The organism is Actinomyces acetigenes, from assembly GCF_031296635.1.
GTDB lineage: Bacteria > Actinomycetota > Actinomycetes > Actinomycetales > Actinomycetaceae > Actinomyces > Actinomyces acetigenes.
Window position 1 is genome coordinate 54,586 of record NZ_JASPFC010000005.1, and the last position, 23,845, is coordinate 78,430.

Consider the following 23,845-nt stretch of genomic DNA (forward strand, 5'->3'; position numbering starts at 1 on the left):
AGGTTTATTGCAGGTATATTGCAGCGATATAGCAGGGAATCCGCAGGCAACTGCACACGAACACGCCGGGCTTCAATGCGATACGAGGTCCTGGAAGTCTCATAGCGTTAGGCCAGTCGTTCAGAGAATGACATAAGTATTGACCTTAACTTGAGGTTGAGGTTTGAGGGGAGTCCTCGTCAGAGGGCTCATGACGAAACTCGCGGAGGGGACGCCAGTGGTCGAGAGCATGGCTGTGGACGACTCACAGCACTACCAGGCAGAGATCAAGGTCGTCGGTGTCGGCGGCGGCGGCGTCAATGCCGTCAACCGCATGATCGAGGCCGATCTGCGTGGCGTGGAGTTCATCGCCGTGAACACCGACGCCCAGGCGCTGCTCATGTCCGACGCTGACGTCAAGCTCGACGTCGGTCGGGACCTGACCCGAGGTCTGGGAGCGGGAGCCGACCCGGCGATCGGCCGCAAGGCCGCCGAGGATCACGAGTCCGAGATCCGTGAGGCCCTCGACGGCTCGGACATGGTCTTCGTCACCGCGGGTGAGGGGGGCGGCACCGGCACCGGCGCGGCCCCCGTCGTCGCTCGCCTGGCCAAGAGCATTGGTGCGCTGACCATCGGTGTGGTCACCCGTCCCTTCTCCTTCGAGGGCCGCCGCCGCTCGGCCCAGGCCGAGGACGGTGTCCAGGCGCTGCGCGAGGAAGTCGACACCCTCATCGTCATCCCCAACGACCGCCTCCTGCAGATCGCCGACAAGAACATCTCCGTGGTTGACGCCTTCAAGCAGGCCGACCAGGTTCTTCTTCAGGGTGTCCAGGGCATCACCGAGCTCATCACCACCCCCGGTCTCATCAACGTCGACTTCAATGACGTCAAGTCCGTGATGCAGGGCGCCGGCAGTGCGCTCATGGGCATCGGCTCGGCCACCGGTGAGGGACGCGCGATCACGGCCACCGAGGAGGCCATCGCCTCGCCGCTGCTGGAGACCTCGATCGACGGCGCACACGGCGTGCTGCTCTTCTTCCAGGGCGGTTCCGACCTGGGCCTGTTCGAGATGAACGAGGCCGCCAACCTGGTGCGCGAGGCCGTCCACCCCGAGGCCAACATCATCGTCGGAAACGTGGTCGACGGCGCCCTGGGAGACGAGGTGCGGGTGACGGTCATCGCCGCCGGCTTCGACTCCGAGCCGGTCGTCGGTGGCCTGGTCGATCCGATGACTCGGCTGTCGCGGGCCGCCGCTGTGCCGCCGGTGCCCTCCTCCCCGGTGGATGACCTGCCTCCGGCCCCCGCTCCTCGCGGTGGCGCCCATGCCGCCCAGAACCCGGTGACTCGTCCGGTCCCGCTGGCTCCTCCGCCCTCCTCCTCTCCGGCGGCCGCGGCGAACCTGTCGGAGGTCAGTGCGGCCGAGGCCCTCTCCTCGGGGGGTATGCCGGCCTATGTGGATGAGTCCTATGGCTCCTACGGCTCGGTGCCGGCGCAGCACTCGGTCTCCGATCTTGAGGTTCCTCAGGTGATCGGGGTCGACGCCGACGACGACGGCATCGATCTGCCTGACTTCCTGCGCTGAGCGGCATCGCTGCCCGGGGATGCGGCAACATGTGCGACACCGGTGCCGTTGAGATCTCGGACCTGATCGAGGTGGATCTGGGCCCGCGGGCTCGCGGGTACTTCACTACCCGCGGCCTGCGGGCCCGTCCCGTCCTGGCCCCGGAGGGTGGCGCTCAGGATCGGGGGGCCGAAAGCGGGGACGAGACCGCCTATGGCGGGTGGAACCTGGCACTCCACGTCGGAGACGACCCGCAACGTGTTCATGGTCACCGTCGTCAGCTCGAGGGGCTGCTCGGGCTCGAGCGGGGGCGTCATCTGGCCTGGATGAACCAGATCCACTCGGCCGTCGTGGCCACGGCTCAGGTTGACGAGGTGCCCGAGGCGGATGCGCTCGTCCTGGACTCCCGGACGGCCGGGGCGCCCGCGGGCTGCTGTGTTCTCGTGGCTGACTGCGTCCCCGTCCTGCTGGCGTCCCGGGACGGCGCTCTCACCGCCGCCGTGCACGCCGGACGGCGAGGCATGCTCGACGGTGTCGTCCCCGCCACGATCGAGTTCCTTCAGCGCGGCGGAGTGGAGCCGGCGGATCTGTGGGCCGCCGTGGGCCCGTCGATCTGTGGCTCCTGCTACGAGGTCCCCGAGGACATGCTCGCGCTGTCCGCGCAGCGCGAACCGGCGTGCGCCTCGCGCACATCGTGGGGCACGCCCGGCCTTGACGTCGCGGCAGGTGTGCTCGCCCAGCTCGAGCGCGCCGGTGTTGGTCACATCAGTGCTGGTCAGTGGTGCACCTATGAGGACCCTCGTTTCTTCTCCTTCCGGCGTGACGGAGTGACAGGACGCCTTGCCGGCATTGGAGTTCCGAGGTAAGCCCCAGTGCACTGAGTACCTCCTGGGCGTGACCTTCCTGAAACCTGAGGTTGGGGACACGCCGAGGTGAGGTCCCCGTGCGGTGTCGTAGGGGCGGATACCGTCGCAGCACATCCGGAACGCAGGGGACCGGACGAACCAAGGAGCGATAAATGGGCGCGCTGCGCAGTATGACCAGTTTCCTCGGCTACTCGGAGCCGGAGGAGGAGACCTACGAGGACAGCTATGAGGCTGCCGACGCCGGTTACGCCGTGCAGGAGCACGAGCAGGACTACAGCGACGAGGGGTACGAGGACTTCTCCGCCCCGGCTGCGCCCGATCCCGTTGTCGCCGCCCCGGATCTTCGCCGTATCGTCACGGTTCACCCCTCGACCTACAACGAGGCCAGGATCATCGGAGAGTCCTTCCGCGACGGCGTCCCCGTCATCATCAACCTCACCGGTATGAGCGAGTCCGACGCGCGCCGCATGGTGGACTTCTCCGCCGGCCTGGTCTTCGGGCTGCACGGCGCCATCGAGCGCGTCACCCCGCGCGTGTTCCTGCTGACCCCGGCCAGTGTGGAGATCGACGGCGGTGAGGTCGCCGAGGCTCGCGGCCGCTTCTTCAACCAGAGCTGAGCTGACTCGTAGGTGAACCTCGTCTCCGCAGTAGCCGGGATCCTGTCGAGCATTCTGAGCCTGTACTTCCTCATCCTCCTGGTCAGGGTCGTGCTCGACTGGATTCAGGTCTTCGCCCGCCAGTGGCGCCCCCGGGGGGTCGTCCTGGTGCTGGCCAACCTTGTCTACGCTCTGACGGATCCGCCTCTGCGAGTGATCCGTCAGAGGGTTCCCATGGCACGCCTGGGAGGGGTCGGTATCGACCTGAGCTTCCTGGTCCTGGTCTTCGGGATCTGGATGATCCAGTGGTTGCTCGGACTTCTCATCTGAACAGGTGTGAAGTTGTGAGCGAACCGCTAGAGTGCTGTTCTCACGTCAGCGTGAGATAGCGCGCTTGATGTGGCCTGAACCTCGAGTTCAGGTACTCTGTCCGCATGAGTGACCGGATGCCCGGTGCTCGTGACCTTATCCGTAACGACACCGAGGTGACGACCCATGACGCTGCTGACAGCAGACGACGTCCTCAACAAGAAGTTCCAGGCGACCAAGTTCCGTGAGGGCTACGAGCAGGACGAGGTCGACGAGTTCCTCGACGAGGTAGTCGAGGCGATGCGTCAGCTGGAGGCCGAGAACGCCGACCTCAAGGCCAAGCTCGAGGCCGCTAACCGCCGAGTGGCCCAGCTCGGCGAGGGAGCTGCCCTGCCCTCTGCCCCCGCTTCCCCCGTATCTCCGGTCCAGGCAGAGCCTGCCATGTCCATGCCGGCCGTCTCCGCCGGCGAGTCCGGCGGCCAGGGCCCGGCTGCTGCCTCCGGAATGCTCGAGCTGGCCCAGCGCCTTCACGATGAGCACGTCGCCAACGGCAAGGCCGAGGGCGAGCGCATCGTCACCGAGGCCCGCTCCACCGGTGAGCAGATCGTGCGCGAGGCTGAGGACCAGCGCAACCGCACCCTCGCCCAGCTGGAGAAGGAGCGTGCCAACCTCGAGCACAAGATCGACGAGCTGCGGCGCTTCGAGTCCGACTACCGCACTCGCCTCAAGAGCTACCTGCAGAACCTGCTGGCCAACGTCGAGGACGGCGGCGAGAGCTCCATCTCCAGCCTGTGATCCTTCAGGGGTCGTGATCCTCCAGGCCGTGATCGTCCCCGGCTCATTCCCGTGAACGTCTCCGGGACTGACCAACGGAGTTCCATCATGATGCTCCCCGTCCGATCAGGATGGTCCAGCTCCTCCAGTCGTCAATGACACGGCCTCCTACGAAGGGCGGCGACCCGTGCGGGTCGCCGCCCTTCGCTGGGTACACAGCCCATTCATCACCCGTTCTCCTCTGAGTGCAATGCGAGAAAGCCCCATGCCTGACCATGTCGATCCCGCCTCCTGTGTGGAGGAGGCCGCTGGCAACGTCGGTGACGCCGTCAACTCCGACAACGTTGTCCCACTGTCCACAGACAATCCCTTCAGCGCCATGGAGAAGGCCGTGACGACGCAGGCGGTGAGCGGGAGGCGATCCGAACGCCTCCCGGTGATCGTGCTGTGGCTGGTGGCGGTCATCGTCATCGTCGTGGACCAGGTTTCCAAGCAGTGGGCGCTCTCCGTGCTGTCCGACGGTCGGCACACGGCGCTGCTCGGCCGCGCGCTGGGGCTGGTCCTGGTGCGCAACCCGGGCGCCGCGTTCTCCTTCGCCACCGGGCAGACGTGGATTTTCGCACTCATTGCCTCGTTCGTCGTGGCCGTCATCATTCGTGTCTCCCGGAACCTGGCGTCCCGCTCCTGGGCGGTGGCCCTCGGCCTGGTCCTTGGTGGGGCGGTCGGCAACCTCATCGACCGCCTCCTGCGGGAGCCCGGATTCCTACGCGGTCACGTCATCGACTTCATCGACTACGGCGGCTACTTCGTGGGCAATGTCGCCGACATCGCGATCGTGCTGGCCGCCGTGGGCATCATCATCCTGTCCCTGGGAGGCTGGGAGATCGACGGCACACGGGCCGGCGCCCCGGACAACCTGGAGGCGGAAGTCACCGGCGGATCGACCTCCTCAGCCCGCCGAGGAGCCCGAGCCCGCCGGAAGGACCGTGCCGAGGCGTCCTCCGAGCCGGCGGGGTCCTCCGGGGCTTCAGAGCGGGCGGCCTCCGCGGAGCCGCAATGAGCGTGCGCCTACTGCCCGTGCCCGACGGCTTCGACGGCGAACGCGTCGATGCCGCACTTGCCCGGATGACAGGCCTGTCCCGCAGCCGGGTCGGGGACCTGTGCGAGGCCGGAGGCGTGCGTCGCAGCGGCGAGGCGCTGGCCAAGTCCGCTCGTCTGCGCGCGGGCGAGCTCCTCGAAGTCGACCTGCCCGACCCGCGTCCCGCCGAACCGGTCGCCACTGCTGTGGAGGGGATGGAGCTGCTTTACGAGGACGAGGACATCGTCGTCGTCGACAAGCCCGCAGGTGTGGCCGCACACCCCTCTATGGGCTGGGACGGCCCCGACGTCCTCGGCGCCCTGAAAGCCATGCACGTGCGAGTGGCCACCTCCGGCGCCGCCGAGCGCCAGGGCATCGTCTCGCGCCTTGACGTGGGCACCTCGGGCGTCATGATCGTGGCCAAGGGGGAGCGGGCCTACTCGGTGCTCAAACGCACTTTCCGGGAGCACACGGTGGACAAGGTCTACCACGCCCTGGTGCAGGGCCACCTCGATCCCTCCAGCGGCACGATCGACGCCCCCATCGGCCGTCACCCCAGCCGGGAGTGGAAGATGGCCATCATCGAGGGCGGGCGCGAGTCCATCACCCACTACGACGTCATCGAGGCGATGCCCGGGGCCTGCCTGGCCGAGATCCACCTCGAGACCGGACGCACCCACCAGATCCGCGTCCACATGGCCGCCGTCGGCCACCCCTGCGTCGGAGACGCCACCTACGGCGCCGATCCGGCCATGAGCGCGCGCACCGGTCTGATCCGCCAGTGGCTCCACGCCCGCGAGCTCGGCATCGTCCACCCCATCACCGGTGAGCACATGGTCTTCACCTCCGACTACCCCGACGACCTCGTCCACGCCCTCGATGTCCTGCGCCTGCCGTGAACAGGCTCTCGGTGGAGGTGAATGAGGACAGTGACTGATCGCCTGCGTCGCTCGACCATGGCCCCGACGACGAGGCCGAGCGCTGACGAGGCGGTCTCGGAGACTTCCACCCTCGAGATCCGCCCGGCCACCGTCGTCCACGAACCCATTGGCTTCGCAACCGCCTGTGGCGATGAGACGGGCCCCGAGGCCGACCGGCTCCGCAGGTCCGTTGCCGACGTTCGTCTTGAGGTCTTCGTTGTTGAGCAGGCGGTTCCCCTCGCCCAGGAGATCGACGCCCGCGACGATGAGCCGACCACGATCCATCTCCTGGCCAGTGGAGTTGACGGAACACCCCTGGGCGCCGGACGGCTCCTGATGGAGCCCGAACACCCCGGTCGGGTCCATCTGGGCCGCTTGGCTGTACGGAGCATCGCGCGCGGTACGGGGCTTGGTGCCCGCATCGTCGCTGCCCTCGAGCAGACTGCACTGAGCCACTCCGGCCGGCCCCGCGTGGAGATGGTTCTCTCAGCTCAGGAGCAGGCCATGGGCTTCTACAAGCGCTGCGGATACTGGGTTCTGGACGGACACCGCTACCTCGACGCCGGTATCTGGCACCAGGACATGGCCCGCATCGTCAACAGCGTCAGCGTCGAGGACAGTTCCGGCCGTACCGCCTAGGACCGGTCACTGACATCTGGGCGTACGTGCTCGCGGGGACAACAGCAGGACTGACAGGAGACACTTGTGCGGATCGTCGTCATCGGCGCCGGGGGAATCGGAGGATGGCTCGGCGCCCGCCTGGCCGCGAGCGGCCAGCAGGTCGGGTTCCTCGTTCACGGCCGCACCCTGGCGGCCCTGCGCTCGGGCGGGCTGACGCTGCGCGACTGCTCCGGTAGCGAGCCCGGTACCGTGACCGCCCGCATCGAGACTGCGCTGGCCAGTGATGACCCGCAGGCTCTCACCGACGCCCTGGGAGGTCAGCCGGACCTGGTCCTGGTGACCACGAAGGTCGATGCGCTGGCCCAGCTGGCTCCTGCGCTCAGGCGCCTGACCGGCCCCGCCACCGGTGTCGTCTCCACCCAGAACGGGATCAGCGCGCCCGGACTGCTCGCCGACGCCGTCGGCAAGGAGCACGTCCTGCCCGGGGTCGCCCGCGTCTACTCCGCCATTGTCTCGCCGGGAGATGTCCGCACCATCGGCAGCGCCGGCTCCCTGGCCCTGGGGGAGTGGGACGGCTGCGCCACCGCCCGCAGCCGCGCCGCCCTCCAGGCCCTCGAAGCGGCCGGAATCCGAGCCTGGGTCCCAGGCTCCATCTGGGCCGAGCTGTGGCGCAAGGCCTCCTTCGTCGTCGTCCAGGGTTCCCTCGGCGCCTCCACGAACGCGCCCATCGGCGTGCTGCGCACGGACCTGCGGGACGCCTTCACCCAGGCCGTGAGCGAGGTCGTCGCCGTCGCCACGGCACTGGGGCACGACCTGGCCACCGACGACGCCCCCGACCCGGTCGCCGCAGCCCTGCGCATGGCCGACGCCCAGCCGGCCGGCGCCACCACCTCGATGCAGCGGGACATCGCCTCAGGCCTGCCCAGTGAGCTCGACGCCCAGCTCGGTGCGCTGTGCCGCGCCGGCGACGAGGCTGGCGTGCCCACCCCCGTGCTCGACCTCGCGCACAGCCTCCTGGCTCCGCGAGAGGCCGCTGCCCGGGCGCGCGCCTGAGCTCGAAGCACCTCTCGGAGGCGGCGGGGAGGACGCCGCCCCGCCGAGGATTTCTCCCCCGGCTTAGCCGCCACCTCGGCCGCGTCCCGTCATGTCCGGCGAAGGTCCCGCCTTCCGGCAGGAGGGTGCGCGAACCTTCCAGGAGACAGGGAGCCGGGCGGGCCTAGGATGAGGCCCATGGCGGAGATGAGCAGTCAGGAAGATGCAGCCCCCACGGACGACTTCGTCCACCTCCACGTCCACACCGACTACTCCATGCTGGACGGCGCCGGGAAGATCAAGGACTACGTGGCCGAGGCCAAGCGGCTGGGCCAGCCCGCCCTGGCGATCACCGACCACGGCTACATGTTCGGAGCCTACGAGTTCTACGCGGCCGCCAAGGCCGCCGGCATCAAGCCGATCATCGGGGTCGAGGCGTACATGACTCCGGGCACCTCCCGCTTCGACAAGACCCGTGTGTTCTGGGGCGATGAGTCCCAGAGGAGCGACGACGTCTCCGCCCGCGGCTCCTACACGCACATGACGCTGCTCTCACGCAACAACGAGGGTCTGCACAACCTCATGCGCATGGACTCCTTCGCCTCTCTGGAAGGCCAGTGGGGCAAGGCGCCGCGCATCGACCGCGAGCTGCTCTCGCGCTACTCGGGCGGCCTCATTGGCTCCACCGGCTGCCCCTCCTCGGAGGTCCAGACCCGCTTGCGCCTGGGCCAGTGGGACGAGGCCCTGCGCGCTGCCGGCGAGCTGCAGGACATCTTCGGCAAGGAGTTCTTCTACGTCGAGCTCATGGACCACGGCCTGGAGATCGAGCAGCGCGTCACCAAGGACCTGCTGCGCATCGCCCAGGAGCTCGGGGCCCCGCTGCTGGCCACCAACGACTCCCACTACGTGCGCCCCGAGGACCGCACCATCCAGGACGCGATGCTGTGCATCAACTCCGGCTCCGTGCTCTCCGATCCGGACCGCTTCAAGTTCGATGGCGACACCTACTACCTGCGCCCCGGCGCCGAGATGCGCCGCCTCTTCTCCGAGATGCCCCAGGCCTGCGACAACACCCTGCTCGTGGCCGAGCAGTGCGACGTGCACTTCCGCACCGTGGATGAGGGGGCCTCCTACATGCCGGCCTTCCCCGTCCCCGAGGGGGAGACCGACGAGTCCTGGTTCATCAAGGAGTGCTGGCGCGGCATGGAGCGCCGGTTCAACGGCGACATCCCCGAGGACTGCCGTAAGCAGGCCGAGTACGAGATCAGCGTCATCACCCAGATGGGCTTCCCCGGCTACTTCCTCGTCGTGGCCGACTACATCAACTGGGCCAAGTCCCACGGCATCCGGGTCGGGCCGGGGCGTGGATCGGGAGCAGGCTCCATGGTCGCCTACGCCATGGGCATCACCGAGCTCAACCCGCTGCGTCACGGACTCATCTTCGAGCGCTTCCTCAACCCCGAGCGCATCTCCATGCCCGATATCGACGTCGACTTCGACGAGCGCCGGCGCGACGAGGTCATCGAGTACGTGCGTGAGAAGTACGGCGCCGACCGCATCAGCCAGGTGGTCACCTACGGTGTCATCAAGGCCAAGCAGTCCCTGAAGGACTCCAGTCGCGTCATGGGCTACCCCTACGCCGTCGGTGACCGGCTCACCAAGGCCATGCCCCCTTCCGTCCAGGGCAAGGACATCTCCATCAAGGGCATCTTCAACCCCGACGACGAGCGCTACGGGGAGGCCGAGGAGTTCCGCAGGCTGCACGCCGAGGACCCCGACGCCCAGAAGATCGTCGAGCTGGCCAAGGGTCTGGAGGGCATGACCCGGCAGTGGGGCGTCCACGCCTGCGCCGTCATCATGTCCTCGGCCACCCTGACCGACATCATCCCCATGATGCAGCGCCTGCAGGACGGCGCCGTCATCACCCAGTTCGACTACCCCACCTGCGAGCACCTGGGCCTGCTCAAGATGGACTTCCTGGGACTGCGCAACCTCACGGTCATCTCTGACGCCCTGGAGAACATCGTCGCCAACGGCAAGCCGGCCCTGGACATCGACCACGTCGAGCTCGACGACCGCGCCACCTACGAGCTGCTCTCACGCGGTGAGACCCTGGGCGTCTTCCAGCTCGACGGCGGGGGGATGCGCACGCTGCTGCGGCTGATGAAGCCGGACAACTTCGAGGACATCTCCGCCGTCGGCGCCCTCTACCGGCCCGGCCCCATGGGGGCGGAGTCCCACACCAACTACGCGCTGCGCAAGAACGGCCTGCAGGAGGTCATCCCGATCCACCCCGAGCTCAAGGAGGCCCTCGACCCGATCCTGGGGACCACGCACGGTCTCATCGTGTACCAGGAGCAGGTCATGAAGATCGCCACCGACCTGGCGGGATTCTCCATGGGCAAGGCCGACGCGCTGCGTAAGGCCATGGGTAAGAAGAAGATGGACATCCTGGCCAAGATGTTCGTCGAGTTCGAGGCCGGAATGGTCCAGGCCGGCTTCTCCAAGGAGAGCGTCAAGACCCTGTGGGACGTCGTCGTCCCCTTCGCCAAGTACGCCTTCAACAAGGCCCACTCGGCCGCCTACGGCGTCGTGTCCTACTGGACGGCCTACCTCAAGGCGCACTACCCCACCGAGTACATGGCCGCCCTGCTCACCAGCCAGAAGGACAACAAGGACAAGCTGGCCGTCTACCTGGGGGAGTGCCGCCACATGGGCATCACCGTCCTGCCCCCGGACGTCAACGCCTCGCGGGCCCAGTTCTCCGCGGTCGGTGAGGACGTGCGCTTCGGGCTGTCCGCGGTGCGCAACGTCGGCATCAACGTCGTCGACGCGATCGTGGCCGCTAGGGAGGACAAGGGCGAGTTCACCTCCTTCGAGGACTTCCTCGACAAGGTTCCCGCGGTCGTGTGCAACAAGCGCACCATCGACTCGCTCATCAAGGCCGGAGCCTTCGACTCCCTGGGGCACACCCGGCGCTCCCTGCAGGCCTGCCACGAGGACTTCGTTGACGAGGTCATCGGTGTCAAGCGCAACGAGGCCGCCGGCCAGTTCGACCTGTTCGCCTCCCTCATGGGCGGCCCCGACGACGCCGACGACTCGCCCTTCGGTAGCGGCCCGGTCTTCTCCTCCGACGTTCCCAACCTTCCGGAGTGGGACAAGAAGGACAAGCTCGCCTACGAGCGCGACATGCTGGGGCTCTACGTCTCCGATCACCCCCTCATGGGACTGGAGGGGCTGCTGGGCAAGCTCGCGGACAAGGAGATCTCCGAGCTCCACGAGAACGATGAGCTGCCCGACGGCGCCATGGTCACCATCGCCGGGCTCATCACCTCGCTGACCCGCAAGACCACCAAGCAGGGCAACCTGTGGGCCATCGCCCAGGTCGAGGACCTGGCCGGAAGCATCGAGGTGCTCTTCTTCCCCCAGACCTATCAGACCGTCTCCACCATGCTGGCCCCCGACACGGTGGTCACGGTGCGTGGACGTCTCAACCGGCGTGACGGGCAGGTCGCCCTGTACGCCCAGGAGATGACGATCCCGGACATCTCCAGCGCCACCCACGAGGCGGTCCTCATCACTCTGCCCACCAACCGGTGCACCGCTCCGCTGGTGGAGCAGTTCAAGGACGTGCTCACCAAGCACCCGGGTGGATCCACGGTCCGTCTGACACTGACCAGCCCGGGGCGCGAGGTGCGTACCCAGCTGGATGCCTCGCTGCGGGTGGAGGCCTCGCCCGCCTTCTACTCCGACATCAAGGCCCTCCTCGGGCCGGGGTGTCTGCGCCACTAGCAGGCCGTTTCCGGGGGAGCGGGTCGCCCGCCCTGACGAGCCGGTCGAACAGTGCTGGTGCTGTCGTGGAAGCCTCCCGGTTCGGCACGACCCCCTTGGGCGGGGACGCCGAGGAGCCCGAGTACTCCACCGGATACTGGGTCTCCACGATGTTCGCCACGGGAATGGGCATTGGACTGATTTTTTACGGAGTCGGTGAACCGCTCTACTTCTACACGTTGTCCCCGCCGGACACCGTCGACCCTCAGACGGCCAGGGCCGTCAGCACCGCCCTGGGCTCGGCCATGTTCCACTGGACCATCTACCCGTGGGCGATGTACGCCCTGGTCGGATCGGCCTGCTCCCTGGGCCTGGCGGATCTCCTGGACACCCTTCGCAGGCATGTTCATCGCCCGCATCTCGCGCGGCCGTACCATCCGGCAGTCCGTCACCGGTGCCGACTTGGCCTCCATCGTCATGGGAAGGCTCTCGGAGAACGGCACGACCGATCCGAGCCGTTTCACGGTCGTCTTCTGGGGCGTGGCCACCGGTGGCGTGGCCTCAGCCATGCTGCTGCGGCACTCGTTGGCCAACCAGGTCCTGGTCGACTCGGTCACCACCGCGGTCACGACGGCCAACGAGCCCCACGAGGTCGAGACCATCGAGCTGCACACCAGGCTGTCATCGACTGCCGGCAACGACGATGGAGATGATGAGGGCGCCGAGGACGGTATCGACGAGACCACCAAGGACCTGAGGGGCGATGGCCGCGCCGTCGACGGTGCGGATGATGCGTCGGCAGGAGCCGACCGGAGTCAGGGGGACGAGGCCTGAGGACTGCTCCTGGTACTGGGGGCCGGGCTCATTGCTCGGTCCCCAGCTGCTCGACGGTGGCGCCCACCTGGCCTGCGGGGTGATCGACGACGACGACGTCGCCGTCGGTTAGGTGGTGCCCGCGACGCGTCTCCACGACGCCGTTGACAGTGACGTCTCCGGACTGGATGGCGATGCGCGCCTGTGCGCCGTCCTCCACCAGGCCCGCCAGCTTGAGGAACTGGCCGAGCCTGATGCTTCCGGACACTGAGATGAGCGGGTACCGGGATGCCCGCTGAGATGTTGCATGCGTCATAGGTTGATCCTCGCAGACGGGGCATGAGATGCGCACGTCGGAGCAGGTAGCACCCCGCAAGAGCGGCCGGCAGCGAGGTGAGTGAGAGAAGCATCTCTCAAAAGTATGCGGATATAACGGATGCCAAACAAAATTTATCACGGTAGGGTAACGGCGTTCTGATCACACTACGGAGACGGAGACACCATGAAGCGTCGAATCGTCGCCCAGATGGCGATACTCGCTCTATCGCTGTCGGCGCCTGTTCTGGCTGTGGCTCATGCGCCAGAAGCCGCTGCCGCTGACGGCAACATCATTCATGTCTCGGCCGAGGGTGGCTCGGACGCGGGAGACGGAACCGCTGCCAAGCCCCTTCAGACCATTGGAGCCGCCCTGAAGAAGGCCGGCGACGGAGACACCATCGAGCTGGCCAACGGCACCTACCGTGAGGGTGAGCTCGCTGTCGACAAGGGCGTGACCATCAAGGCGGCCGAGGGCGCCAAGCCGGTCCTCACCGGTGCGGAGGTCCCCACGAGCTGGAACGCCGGCGGCGACGGGAAGTGGTCCACGGGCAAGGACATGGTCCGCTTCTGCACGGTCTGCACCATTAACGCCGACCCCGCCAAGGAGGGGATCGCCGCACACCCCGAGCAGGTGTTCGTCGATGGCAAGCCCCTGACTCAGGTGCTCAGCCGCGCCGAGGTCACCGAGTCCACCTTCTTCGTCGATGACCCCGACCCGGTCACTCTGAAGAACCCGAACAACAACCAGGCCGGCTACAACGTCAAGCCGCACCGCGGCACCTCCTACGTCATCGGCGTCGACCCCAACCAGCACCAGGTCGAGGTGGTCCAGCACTCCCGCGCCCTGTCCTTCAACACCGACAACATCACCCTGTCGGGACTGACGGTGGAGAAGTACTCCGCGGTGCAGCGCTGGGACTACAACGACCCTGAGATCGGCACCATCTCCGGTGGTGGAACGGTTGTGGCCGCTCACGGTGCTCCTCGCATCGAGAACTCCACCTTCCGCTACTCCTCGACCGCCGGTGCGCTGCAGGTCATCGACTCGACCAACGCGGTCGTGTCGAACAACCTGTTCGAGAACAACGGCTCCAACGCCTTCGGCATCAATGACTCCAGCGGAGCCAAGGTGGAGAACAACCTGTGGAGGAACAACAACACCTCCGGCTTCATCACGAAGGACTGCGGCGCCTACTGCACCCTGGCCGACACCAAGATCACTCACGCCAAGAACATCCGCTTCGCCAACAACACCGTGGACTACTCGGCCACCGGCACGGACATCTCCGACCCCGCTGCCTATGACCAGAACCGTGCCGCAGGTGTCTGGTTCGACGAGGGCGTGATGGACTCCGAGATCGTTGGCAACTACTTCGTCAACGTCCCGGTGGCGATCTTCAACGAGGTCTCCTCCAACAACCTCATCGCCTCCAACATCGTGGCCGGGGCCGGCATCGGCATCCACGTCTCTGGGTCCAACGACACCCGCGTGTGGAACAACACCGTCTCCCACGCGCTCACCAGCCTGTGGATCCAGGAGGACACCCGTTCCGACGGCTGCAACGCCCGTAACGCCCAGGGCGTGTGCACCCAGGTGCAGAAGTGGAGCGCCGAGCACGGACTGAGCTGGGACACCACCAACACCCAGGTGATGAACAACATCTTCTCCTCCGAGCAGACCACCCCCATGCCCGGGGACCCGTGGCGCTACTCGGCCATGGTCCAGGTCCTGGGTGGGGCCAACGAGGACGGTTCCGGCGCGGTATACGCCAATGAGATGGTCTCCAGCATCGACTACGACGTCTACTACCGCCAGGAGAACCCCCAGACCCTGTCGACCACGGTCCTGTGGAACTGGGGCGCCGACCGTATGAACCAGTCGGTCAACGCCGAGAAGCTCGCCGACTTCACGGCCAGCTCGAGCGTCAAGGCCGCGGGTAAGGAGTCCAACGGTCTGGACCTGCACGGCTCCCCGGAGAACAACCCGTTCTTCGTCAAGGAGTCGGCCAACCCGATGGACAAGACCTCGGACTTCCACCTCAAGGAGGGAAGCCCCGCCTCCGGTAACGGCCACGCCCTGCCCGAGGACATCGCCAAGACCCTCGGCGTCAACGCCAACGTTGCCGTGGACCGCGGTGCGCTCGTCAACGTCGCCTGGGGTGGCGGAGCCGTTCCCGGTGCCGGGGACGCCCCCGCTGACAACGCCAACAACGGCGGTAAGGCCGCTAACAACGGCGACAAGGCTGCCAACAACGGTGGCAACGCCAACAACGGCGGCAAGGGCGGCAACACCAACAAGGGCGGCAAGGCCGACAACAACGGCTCCACCGTTGCCGACGGGGCCTCTGACGCCAGCGGCAAGAACACACAGGGCGCCAGCCCCTCTGACTCCAAGGCGGGGGCCGGCCAGAAGAACTCCAGCATCGCCAAGCCCGGCAGCAACGCTCAGGGCGGTCAGGGCCAGGCCGCTGCGGCTGCTGCGGCTACTGGCGATGGCCATCTTCCCCTCACCGGTGCCAGCATGACCGGCATCGTCCTGGCAGTGGCCGCCATCGCCCTGGGCGGCGGTTTCATCCTGGTGCGCCGTCGCATGGCCGACTGACCAGTTCCGGCCTCGGGGTGGAGGCGCAGCGAGGACGAGCTTGTGACGAGCCCGGACAACCCGGATCATTACACCGTGACTGAGTCGCTCGCCATCACCGTCGGTGACTACTTCCCAGTGGGGGACAGGATGCGCCGACTCACCCCGAGGCTGGCTGAGGCCACCAACGCAGCACGCTCCGTTCTGATAGAGGTCGCTCAGCACCGTGAGGTCATCACCTACGGCGAGCTCAGTGACTCGATCGGACGGGGCGTGCTGCCGCGTCATATGGGGCCGTTGCTCTCCATGATCGGTCACGACTGCGCTGCTCGCGGCGAACCGAGTCTGGCCTCCCTGGTGGTCTCAGCGGCCACGGGAGAGGTTGGCACCAGGGACGCGAGCTGGGCCCCGCCGCAGCGCCTTGCCTGCTGGGCGGTCTGGGATGAGAACCAGGCCAACGGCTGAGCGGAGCAGTTCTCGCTATATGGGACGACGGCGAGGTCGTAGAACCGTCGTGGTTTGATACGCTCGACCATCCAGAGCGGCCGAGAGACCTGGTTCCATGACGCCGCAGCAACCCGGTACGCGGGTGCTTCAGCCAGGACCGATGGAGACGATGTGCACGATAACGAGCCCACCGGGCCCACCGCCGCGGCAGGTGGCCGCGCAGGGGGCCTGAGCAGCGCCGAGACCGGAACCGCCCGGCGACTGCCCACCGTCAGCCTGGAGCTGTTCCCCCCTCGACCGGGTAAGGCCGCCTCGGCCACCTGGGGCCGCATTGACAGGCTTCTGGCCACCGGGCCCGACTTCGTCTCGGTGACCTACCGACCGACCTTCGTCACAGACCCCGCTGACGGGATCAGCAGCGGCGGGCATGAAGGGAGCGCACGTGAGTCGGAGGCGGGCCGGTGCGAGGCTGCGCCCCGCGTGCGCGCGGTCCAGGAGCAGACCAACCCCTCCGAGTGCGTGCTCGCCCACGTGCTGGAGTCCAGCACCATCCCCCTCATGGCGCACCTGACCTGCATCGGCTACCGCAAGCAGGAGGCCGTCGACATCGTCACCCGCTTCCTTCGGATGGGAGTGCGGCGCTTCCTCGCTCTGCGCGGTGACCCGCCGGCCGGCACCCGGGCCGACGACGTCGCCGGGGAGCTGCGCCACGCCGACGACCTCGTCCGGGTCATCCGGGAGGTCGAGGCCGACTTCTTCGGTGACGGCAGACGCCACGTCACGATCGCCGTGGCCGCCTACCCGGCCACCAGCGATCACATCGAGGCCATCGAGGTCCTGGCCGCCAAGCAGGCCGCCGGGGCTGACATGGCGATCACCCAGGTGTTCTACGACGCGGCCGACTACGTGGCGCTGACCAACGCCGCCTCCTATGCGGGAGTGAGCATCCCGATCCTTCCCGGGGTGATCCCGCTGACCGACCTGCGTCGGCTCACCCGCCTTGAGGCGCTCACCGGGGTGCGCGTGCCCGCCGGCCTGCGTTCCACACTGGGATCAGCCAGCGGCGCCACCCTCGTGGAACGCGGCATCGGCGCGACGCTCGACCTGGCCACCGCGCTGCTGCGCGCCGGGGCCCCCGGACTGCACCTGTACACCTTTAACCGCACTCGCCCGGCCCTCGACGTCATCAGCCACCTGCGTCTGGGGGGCATCCTGGCCGGAGCCGCGCCCGACCGGGAGGTGCGCGATGCCGTCGACCGCGGATACCTTCAGGCCACACCCGGCCGAGGCCCCTCCTTCCTGCGCCGCGGCTCTCCCGGTGCAGCACTGTCTTCCCGCCACCCCGTCCAGCCCCACACCACCATCACCAAGGAGAATGCATGAGCGCCACCCCTGAGTCGGTCGCCCCCGCCTCACCGGCTGAGATCGCCGTGACCGAGTCACAGGTCCCCTCCACCCCCCTGCCGGGGGCCACCATCCTGGGATACCCCCGCATCGGAAGGGACCGTGAGCTCAAACGCGCCGTGGAGTCCTTCTGGAAAGGGAACCTGAGTGTCGATGAGCTCAGGCACGCCGCCGCCGAGCTGCGCGGGGCGACCCGCTCGCGCCTGAGGGACCTGGGGCTGACTCAGCCCGCCTCGGTACCGGCGGACTTCACCCTCTACGACCAGGTTCTTCAGGTGACCGCCACCCTGGGGGCCGCGCCCGCCCGCTTCCGCGACCTGCTGGACGCCGACGGCGCCCTTGACATCGAGGGCTACTTCACCCTGGCCCGCGGTGAAGGAGCCCGCCCGGCCATGGAGATGACCAAGTGGCTGGACTCCAACTACCACTACCTGGTCCCCGAGATCGACGCCTCCACCCCCATCGGCTACGTCGACACCGCCATCGCCGACCAGGTCCGCGAGGCCAAGGCCGCTGGGACCGAGGTGCGCCCCGTCGTCGTAGGACCGGTGAGCTACCTGCTCATGGCCAAGCCCTCCGACGAGGCGGCCGAGAACTTCCACCCCCTGGACCGTCTCAGCGACGTCCTGCACGCCTACGGCCACCTCCTCATGGACCTGCACCAGGCCGGTGCCACCTGGGTCCAGCTCGACGAGCCCGCCCTGGTCTCCGACTCCTGGAACGTGGAGCGCCAGCGAGTCCTTGACGCCGTGCGCGACGCCTACACCTGGCTGGGCGCCATCGTGGAGCGCCCCCAGATCCTGGTGGCCGGAACCTACGGCTCCCTGGGCGACGCCCTGCCCGTGCTCGGTCAGGCCCCGATCGAGGCCGTGGGCCTCGACCTCGTGGCGGGCGCCCTGCCCGAGGCCGGCGACCTGGCCGCCCTGGAGGGCAAGGCCGTCGTCGCCGGTGTCGTCTCAGGACGCAACATCTGGCGCACCGACCTGAACCGGGCAATGGACGTGCTCGAGCAGCTGCGCCAGCGCCTCCCCGAGGGCACCCCCATCACCGTGGCGACCTCCACCTCCTTGCAGCACGTGCCGCACGACGTCGAGCGCGAGACCGCCATCGATGCGGAGATCCGCTCCTGGCTCGCCTTCGCCGACCAGAAGGTCGGTGAGGTCATCACCTTGGCCAAGGGCCTGGAGCAGGGCCGTGACGCCATTGCCGCAGAACTGGCCCAGGACGCCGACCTGCGCAAGCAGCGCGCCGCCCACCCGGGCGTGCACCGCGACGAGGTCCGCGCCGCCGTCGAGGCCGTCACGGACGCCGACCGCACCCGCGCCCCCTACGCCGAGCGCAAGGCGGCCCAGGACGAGCGCCTCGGCCTTCCCGAGCTTCCCACCACCACCATCGGCTCCTTCCCCCAGACCGCCGAGATCCGTAAGGCCCGGGCCGCCTGGCGCAAGGGGGAGATCGACGACGCCGCCTACGACGCCGCCATGCGCGCCGAGATCGCCAACGTCGTCGCCCTTCAGGAACGCCTCGGTCTGGACGTCCTGGTCCACGGCGAGGCCGAGCGCAACGACATGGTCCAGTACTTCGCCGAGCTGCTCGACGGCTTCGTGACCACGGAGCACGGCTGGGTCCAGTCCTACGGCTCGCGCTGCACCCGCCCCTCCATCCTGTGGGGCGATGTCGCCCGTCCAGAGCCCATGACGGTCGCCTGGTCGGCCTACGCCCAGTCCCTGACCGACAAGCCCCTCAAGGGCATGCTCACCGGCCCGGTGACCATCATGGCCTGGTCCTTCGTGCGCGACGACATCCCGCGCGCCCAGGTCGCCGACCAGCTGGGCCTGGCCCTGCGCGCGGAGGTGGCGGACCTTGAGGTCGCCGGCATCGGCGTCATCCAGGTCGACGAGCCCGCCATCCGCGAGACCCTGCCGCTGCGGCGCGCCGACCGCCCCGCCTACCTGGAGTGGTCGGTCGGCTCCTTCCGTCTGGCCACCGGAGGAGCGGCTCCCGCCACCCAGATCCATACCCACCTGTGCTACTCGGAGTTCGACGTCGTCATCGACGCGGTCGACCACCTCGACGCCGACGTGACCTCCATCGAGGCCTCCCGCTCGCGCATGGACATCCTGCCCGCGGTGGCCGAGCACGGCTTCGAGCGACAGCTCGGCCCGGGTGTGTGGGACATCCACTCCCCGCGCGTGCCCAGCCAGGCCGAGTGCACCGAGCTGCTCCAGCGGGCCGTCGCGGCCCTGGGCGCCGAGAAGGTCTGGGTCAACCCCGACTGCGGTCTCAAGACCCGGGCCTACGCCGAGACCGAGGCGAGCCTGACCAGCATGGTCGGCGCCGCCCGCGCCGTGCGCGAGATGAGTCTCTGACTCGACTGCAGGTGTGAGGCGGCCCGGGAGACAACGTGCTCTCCCGGGCCGCCTTGTGCATGGCCTGTAGGCTTACGGGCATGCTCACCCGCACCGATCTGCGCAGCACCCGACTCTCCGCACGCCAGCTGGCACAGACCCTGCCCCGGGCCACCCTTGACGTCACTGCCGCCCAGGCCGCAGTGGCTCCACTCATCGAGGACGTCCGATCCCGGGGAGCGGCCGCACTGCGTGATGCCGCCGAGCGCTTCGACGGCGTGCGACCCGTTCACCTGCGTGTGCCCGCTGCTGCCATCGCCCAGGCGCTCGACGGCCTGGACCCCGCGGTGCGCGAGGCCCTCGAGCTGTCCATCGCCCACAACCGGGCCGGGCACACCGCCCAGGTGCCCGCCGAGCGCACCACGGAGGTGGTCCCCGGCGGCACCGTCACCCAGCGCTGGATCCCCGTTGAAAGGGTCGGGCTCTACGTTCCCGGAGGGCTGGCCGTCTACCCCTCCAGCGTGGTGATGAACGCGGTGGCCGCCCAGGTCGCCGGCGTCGAGCAGATCGCCCTGGCCAGCCCGCCTCAGGCCGAGTTCGCCGGTCTGCCCCACCCCACGATCCTGGCGGCGTGCGCGCTGCTGGGGATCACCGAGGTCTACGCCGTCGGCGGCGCCCAGGCCATCGCGATGCTCGCCTACGGTGCCGACGCCCAGGACGACACCGACCGCGCGGATGCCGGGGGAGAAGTCCTGTGCCGGGGTGTGGACGTCATCACCGGTCCCGGCAACATCTACGTGGCGGCCGCCAAGCGAGCCGTCATGGGGAGGGTTGGCATCGACGCTGAGGCGGGTCCTACCGAGATCGCCGTCCTGGCAGACGCCGGGGCCGACCCCGAGTACGTGGCCGCCGACCTGCTCTCCCAGGCGGAGCACGATCCCAATGCCGGCAGTGTCCTCATCACCGACTCCCCGGAGCTGGCCGACGCCGTCGATGCGGCACTCGAGTGCAGACTCAGCGAGACCCGGCACCGGGAGCGGGCAACGACCGCATTGAGCGGACCGCAGTCGGGAACCGTCCTGGTGCGCGACCTCGCGCAGGCCATCGAGGTCGCCGACGCCTACGCAGCCGAGCACCTGGAGATCCACACCTTCGATGCCCCTCAGGTCGCGCGCCGGATCCGCAACGCCGGCGCCATCTTCATCGGGCCCTACAGCCCTGTGCCCCTGGGCGACTACCTGGCCGGCTCCAACCACGTCCTTCCCACCGGTGGGACTGCCCGGTTCGCTGCCGGACTGAACGTGATGGCCTTCCTCAAACCGGTGCAGCTCATCGAGTACAGTGCGAGCGCCCTGGAGGCCATGACACCGGCACTGGAGGTCCTGGCGAGCTGTGAGGATCTGCCCGCCCACGGTGAGGCGGCCCGTGCCCGCCAGACAGTGAAAAAGGCTGCTGAACACGCATTGTGAGAACGAACTGTGATCTACTCGTGACCATCTCCTGATGCGTCAGACGGGTGGGGACGGTGCAGGCCTGGATTCATTGACGATTCAAGTGGCGGAATCCCGCCACTTTCAGTCCTTGTGAGCCATCTCCAAGAGGACGCTTATTGCATGGTCGAATGACACAGTGTTGCAAAGCGTTACTCTATTGTTATATTTGGTGGTGACGCACGGTGCGCCGTGCCCGACGGGCTGAGTTCCCACATCCCGTCATCCCCGGGCGCGTCGCACCGAGGCGTTGGTACCGGCTGGAACTGCTCGCGAATGCGGTGATGACAGTCGGTATCGGCCCTACCCCTTGGATCCAGATGGATGGCCTCATGCACTACTCCCCATTCGCCGCCGGAACCGGACTGTTCGTCGTGTGGTATGTCGCCCCGGCAGGTTCCCCTCCCGCTCTCGTCGCTCGTTTCCTCATTGACTGCGCCGGGCTGGTGTTCGTCGCCATCCTGGCCTTCTTCCTGCTGACCAATCTCTATGGCGCGGTCCGCGCCCTGCTCCCGCGCCCCCGGCGCACCGCCGGACGCCACGTCCAGCAGCGCAGCGGCCTGATGAGTCTGCGAGCGTGATGAGGACCCAGGCCCCGCTTCCGTCTATGAGCTTCGATTCCTCAAGCCCCCTGGGAATCCTCGACCGCATCGGTTGGTGGGGTGCCCTGGGGATGATCGCAGTCGCTCTTGCCTACACCTTCTTCATGCTCATCGCCTCGCGCGGTGCCCCACGGCACGGCGGGCCCTCGCACCCCGATGCCCCGCTGCTCATCGTCATCCTCATGCCCTGCCTCAACGAGGCGGAGGTCATCGGTGCCAGTGTCAGACGGCTCACCTCGATCCCGGACCCGGGTCTGCGCATCATGGTCATCGACGACGGCTCCGACGACGACACCGCCCAGGTGGCCGCCCAGGCCGGCGACGAGCGTGTCGAGGTGGTTCGCCGTCGTCCTCCCCACGCCCGCCTGGGTAAGGGGGAGGCTCTTAACGACGCACTATCGATCGTGCGCTCCCGATGCACCACGGTGTCCTCCTCGCGGGTCGTCGTGGGAGTCATGGACGCCGACGGCAGGCTCGACCCCCACGCCATCGGGGAGGTGCGCAAGGCCTTCGCCCCGCAGGAGGTCGGCGCCGTCCAGATGGGGGTGCGTATCAACAACCGCTTCGGCTCTCTGCTCGCCCGCATGCAGGACATGGAGTTCGTGATCTTCACCGAGGTCTTCCAGCGAGGTCGGCGCCGAGTCCGCAGTGTCGGCATGGGCGGCAACGCCCAGTTCGTCCGCCTCAGCGCGCTCGACGCCCTGGGACCCCGGCCCTGGACCCGGTCGCTGACCGAGGACTTCGACCTGGGGATCCGGCTCAACGCCACCAGCTGGACCAACGAGTTCTGGCCCGCGGCCTCCGTTCACCAGCAGGGCGTGACCAGCATGCGCCGTCTCATGCGTCAGCGTACCCGCTGGTTCCAGGGAAACCTCCAGGCACTGCACCTGCTGCGCTCCGTGGCCCGCGAACAGCGCGGCCTGGGGCGGGCCGACACGCTCTGGCAGGTACTTACGCCCTACCTGCTCCTGACTGGCTCCCTGCTGACCCTGTCCTTCCTCATCACCATGGTGACCGCCGGTGTGGCCGCGGTCCTGAGGTGGGAGCAGTCATGGGCGTGGCTCGTGGGGGCCTATGTCATCGCCTTCGGCCCGGCGCTCATCTACGCCTGGATCTACTGGCGCATCGAGCGCAGCGAGGGTCTGAACCTGCTCAAGTCCGTGGGTTACGCGCACCTGTTCGTCCTCTATGGTCTCCTTCCCAGCCTCTACGGCTGGCGAGCAGTCGCCCGGGAGCTGACCGGACGCACCGGGTGGGCCAAGACCGCGCGGGAGGCTGAACCGGCTCAAGGAGCGCAGGGTGCGCCCAGCGGGCCGGTGGCCGGCTCCCATGGATCAGCAGCCGTGGGCTCACCGCTACCGGGCAAGCAGCGGCCGCCCAGCGAGCCGGCGAGGGTGGAGCCACTGGCGGCCCCTCAGAGCGCAGGTCCGGGTAGTGCTGTCCCGGCTGTCCCGGCCGTCCCTGCCCGCCCCTTGCTGAACCCCACTGCTGTGATCGTGCGGCGTCCCCGTCCTACAGCCAGTCGCCTGACCAATGAGGAGATGAGATGACAGTTGCCAACGCGCCTCAGCATGCAGGAGCCATCGACGGTTCTCGTCGCGGCAGGATCCTGCGTCGCGCCCTCCTGACGGTCTGCGTCCTGGCACTGGTTCTAGGAGTCACCGTGTACTGCCACGCCCGAGAGACAGGGACTGAGACGCCGGACTGCTCCCAGTGGGAGATCATCTTCGATGGTTATGGCGAGGCCTCGTGCTCCGAGGGCCTGCTGCGCCTCAAGCCGACATCGGCCAACTCCCATGACACGACCCACGCCGGTCTGGCCACCTCCACCACGGTCGAGATCGAGGCGGGAGGCGTCCAGACCATCCACACCACGATGACCACCGTCAAGCAGCTGCGAGAGGACGGCGAGCCCAATGCCTGGGAGGTCGCCTGGCTCCTGTGGAACTACACCGACAACAACCACTTCTACGCTCTGGCCCTCAAGCCCAACGGCTGGGAGGTCTCCAAACAGGACACCGCCTACCCGGGATACCAGCGATTCCTGTCATCGGGCAACACACCCGTCTACCCACCCGGGGAGAGCCACGACGTCACCGTCACCATTGACACGACCAAGTCGTCGGAAGTCACCTTCACCATCATCGTGGACGGGCAGGAGCTCGGAACCGTCACCGACAAGCAGTCCCCCTACCGCTCCGGAACCGTGGCGGCCTACTGCGAGGACTCCGACGTCACCTTCACCCCGATCACCGAGGACAAGTAAGGCCTGCCCTTGACGACAGCGCCGGACTCAACCACCACTGAGGCCCACCTCGTCCCACTCCCGACACAC

20 protein-coding genes, 1 pseudogene and 1 riboswitch are annotated in these 23,845 nt (G+C 67.9%); of the genes and pseudogenes, 20 read left to right on the forward strand and 1 reads right to left on the reverse strand.

Annotated features, from left to right (window positions below; all coding sequences use genetic code 11):
* Positions 1 to 190 precede the first annotated feature (190 nt).
* The 12 genes and pseudogenes from ftsZ to RIV14_RS03115 all read left to right on the forward strand — a co-directional run bounded on the left by ftsZ (position 191) and on the right by RIV14_RS03115 (position 12,341).
* Positions 191 to 1,561, forward strand: a complete 1,371-nt coding sequence (ftsZ, locus tag RIV14_RS03060; RefSeq protein WP_178387881.1) for a cell division protein FtsZ — start codon at positions 191 to 193, stop codon at positions 1,559 to 1,561.
* Positions 1,562 to 1,590: 29 nt separating this feature from the next.
* Entirely contained in the window at positions 1,591 to 2,406 is an 816-nt protein-coding gene (locus RIV14_RS03065; RefSeq protein WP_075372745.1) for a purine nucleoside phosphorylase YfiH/LACC1 family protein, read from the forward strand.
* 152 nt (positions 2,407 to 2,558) lie between these two features.
* The gene (locus RIV14_RS03070) at positions 2,559 to 3,023 is read left to right on the forward strand and encodes a cell division protein SepF (RefSeq protein ID WP_075372744.1); all 465 of its coding nucleotides are present in this window, start codon (positions 2,559 to 2,561) and stop codon (positions 3,021 to 3,023) included.
* Positions 3,024 to 3,035: 12 nt separating this feature from the next.
* Positions 3,036 to 3,332, forward strand: coding sequence for a YggT family protein (locus RIV14_RS03075; protein WP_075372743.1), 297 nt, complete (start codon positions 3,036 to 3,038; stop codon positions 3,330 to 3,332).
* 165 nt (positions 3,333 to 3,497) lie between these two features.
* Positions 3,498 to 4,106, forward strand: a complete 609-nt coding sequence (locus tag RIV14_RS03080; RefSeq protein ID WP_075372742.1) for a DivIVA domain-containing protein — start codon at positions 3,498 to 3,500, stop codon at positions 4,104 to 4,106.
* A gap of 244 nt (positions 4,107 to 4,350) precedes the next feature.
* A complete protein-coding gene (gene lspA / locus RIV14_RS03085) occupies positions 4,351 to 5,145 on the forward strand; it encodes a signal peptidase II (protein ID WP_075372741.1) in 795 nt (264 codons plus the stop codon).
* Positions 5,142 to 6,062 (forward strand): RluA family pseudouridine synthase, encoded by a 921-nt coding sequence (locus RIV14_RS03090; protein ID WP_075372740.1) that lies wholly within the window; start codon positions 5,142 to 5,144, stop codon positions 6,060 to 6,062. The genes lspA and RIV14_RS03090 overlap by 4 nt, the downstream gene beginning before the upstream one ends.
* Before the next feature lie 57 nt (positions 6,063 to 6,119).
* On the forward strand, positions 6,120 to 6,722 hold the full coding sequence (locus RIV14_RS03095) for a GNAT family N-acetyltransferase (protein WP_075372807.1): 603 nt from the start codon (positions 6,120 to 6,122) through the stop codon (positions 6,720 to 6,722).
* A 66-nt stretch (positions 6,723 to 6,788) separates the two neighbouring features.
* Positions 6,789 to 7,757: a ketopantoate reductase family protein gene (locus tag RIV14_RS03100; protein WP_075372739.1), complete on the forward strand. Its 969-nt coding sequence runs from the start codon at positions 6,789 to 6,791 to the stop codon at positions 7,755 to 7,757.
* Positions 7,758 to 7,934: 177 nt separating this feature from the next.
* The gene (gene dnaE / locus RIV14_RS03105) at positions 7,935 to 11,528 is read left to right on the forward strand and encodes a DNA polymerase III subunit alpha (RefSeq protein WP_075372738.1); all 3,594 of its coding nucleotides are present in this window, start codon (positions 7,935 to 7,937) and stop codon (positions 11,526 to 11,528) included.
* A 65-nt stretch (positions 11,529 to 11,593) separates the two neighbouring features.
* Positions 11,594 to 11,806 (forward strand): annotated as a pseudogene (locus RIV14_RS03110) (BCCT family transporter); the annotation flags it as partial.
* A gap of 103 nt (positions 11,807 to 11,909) precedes the next feature.
* Entirely contained in the window at positions 11,910 to 12,341 is a 432-nt protein-coding gene (locus RIV14_RS03115; protein ID WP_256699306.1) for a BCCT family transporter, read from the forward strand.
* 28 nt (positions 12,342 to 12,369) lie between these two features.
* Here the strand turns inward: RIV14_RS03115 and RIV14_RS03120 are convergent, their stop codons facing one another.
* Positions 12,370 to 12,636 (reverse strand): RNA-binding S4 domain-containing protein, encoded by a 267-nt coding sequence (locus RIV14_RS03120; RefSeq protein WP_075372736.1) that lies wholly within the window; start codon positions 12,634 to 12,636, stop codon positions 12,370 to 12,372.
* A gap of 186 nt (positions 12,637 to 12,822) precedes the next feature.
* Between RIV14_RS03120 and RIV14_RS03125 the strand changes: the two genes are divergently transcribed.
* From RIV14_RS03125 to RIV14_RS03160, 8 genes are all read left to right on the forward strand, one after another.
* The gene (locus RIV14_RS03125; RefSeq protein WP_075372735.1) at positions 12,823 to 15,240 is read left to right on the forward strand and encodes a right-handed parallel beta-helix repeat-containing protein; all 2,418 of its coding nucleotides are present in this window, start codon (positions 12,823 to 12,825) and stop codon (positions 15,238 to 15,240) included.
* A gap of 75 nt (positions 15,241 to 15,315) precedes the next feature.
* Complete coding sequence (locus RIV14_RS03130; RefSeq protein ID WP_075372806.1) at positions 15,316 to 15,684, forward strand: hypothetical protein; 369 nt, start codon at positions 15,316 to 15,318, stop codon at positions 15,682 to 15,684.
* A gap of 64 nt (positions 15,685 to 15,748) precedes the next feature.
* Positions 15,749 to 15,833: riboswitch (SAM riboswitch) on the forward strand.
* Positions 15,834 to 15,837: 4 nt separating this feature from the next.
* On the forward strand, positions 15,838 to 17,049 hold the full coding sequence (locus tag RIV14_RS03135) for a methylenetetrahydrofolate reductase (RefSeq protein WP_075372734.1): 1,212 nt from the start codon (positions 15,838 to 15,840) through the stop codon (positions 17,047 to 17,049).
* The gene (gene metE / locus RIV14_RS03140; RefSeq protein ID WP_081381853.1) at positions 17,046 to 19,439 is read left to right on the forward strand and encodes a 5-methyltetrahydropteroyltriglutamate--homocysteine S-methyltransferase; all 2,394 of its coding nucleotides are present in this window, start codon (positions 17,046 to 17,048) and stop codon (positions 19,437 to 19,439) included. The genes RIV14_RS03135 and metE overlap by 4 nt, the downstream gene beginning before the upstream one ends.
* 80 nt (positions 19,440 to 19,519) lie before the next feature.
* On the forward strand, positions 19,520 to 20,887 hold the full coding sequence (gene hisD / locus RIV14_RS03145; RefSeq protein WP_075372733.1) for a histidinol dehydrogenase: 1,368 nt from the start codon (positions 19,520 to 19,522) through the stop codon (positions 20,885 to 20,887).
* A 353-nt stretch (positions 20,888 to 21,240) separates the two neighbouring features.
* Positions 21,241 to 21,489, forward strand: a complete 249-nt coding sequence (locus RIV14_RS03150; RefSeq protein WP_256694926.1) for a hypothetical protein — start codon at positions 21,241 to 21,243, stop codon at positions 21,487 to 21,489.
* On the forward strand, positions 21,489 to 23,060 hold the full coding sequence (locus tag RIV14_RS03155) for a glycosyltransferase family 2 protein (protein WP_075372731.1): 1,572 nt from the start codon (positions 21,489 to 21,491) through the stop codon (positions 23,058 to 23,060). Before RIV14_RS03150 ends, RIV14_RS03155 begins: the two co-directional genes overlap by 1 nt.
* Positions 23,057 to 23,776 carry a hypothetical protein gene (locus tag RIV14_RS03160; protein WP_081379470.1) on the forward strand — a complete coding sequence of 240 codons (720 nt, stop codon included), beginning with the start codon at positions 23,057 to 23,059 and terminating at the stop codon, positions 23,774 to 23,776. The genes RIV14_RS03155 and RIV14_RS03160 overlap by 4 nt, the downstream gene beginning before the upstream one ends.
* Positions 23,777 to 23,845 lie beyond the last annotated feature (69 nt).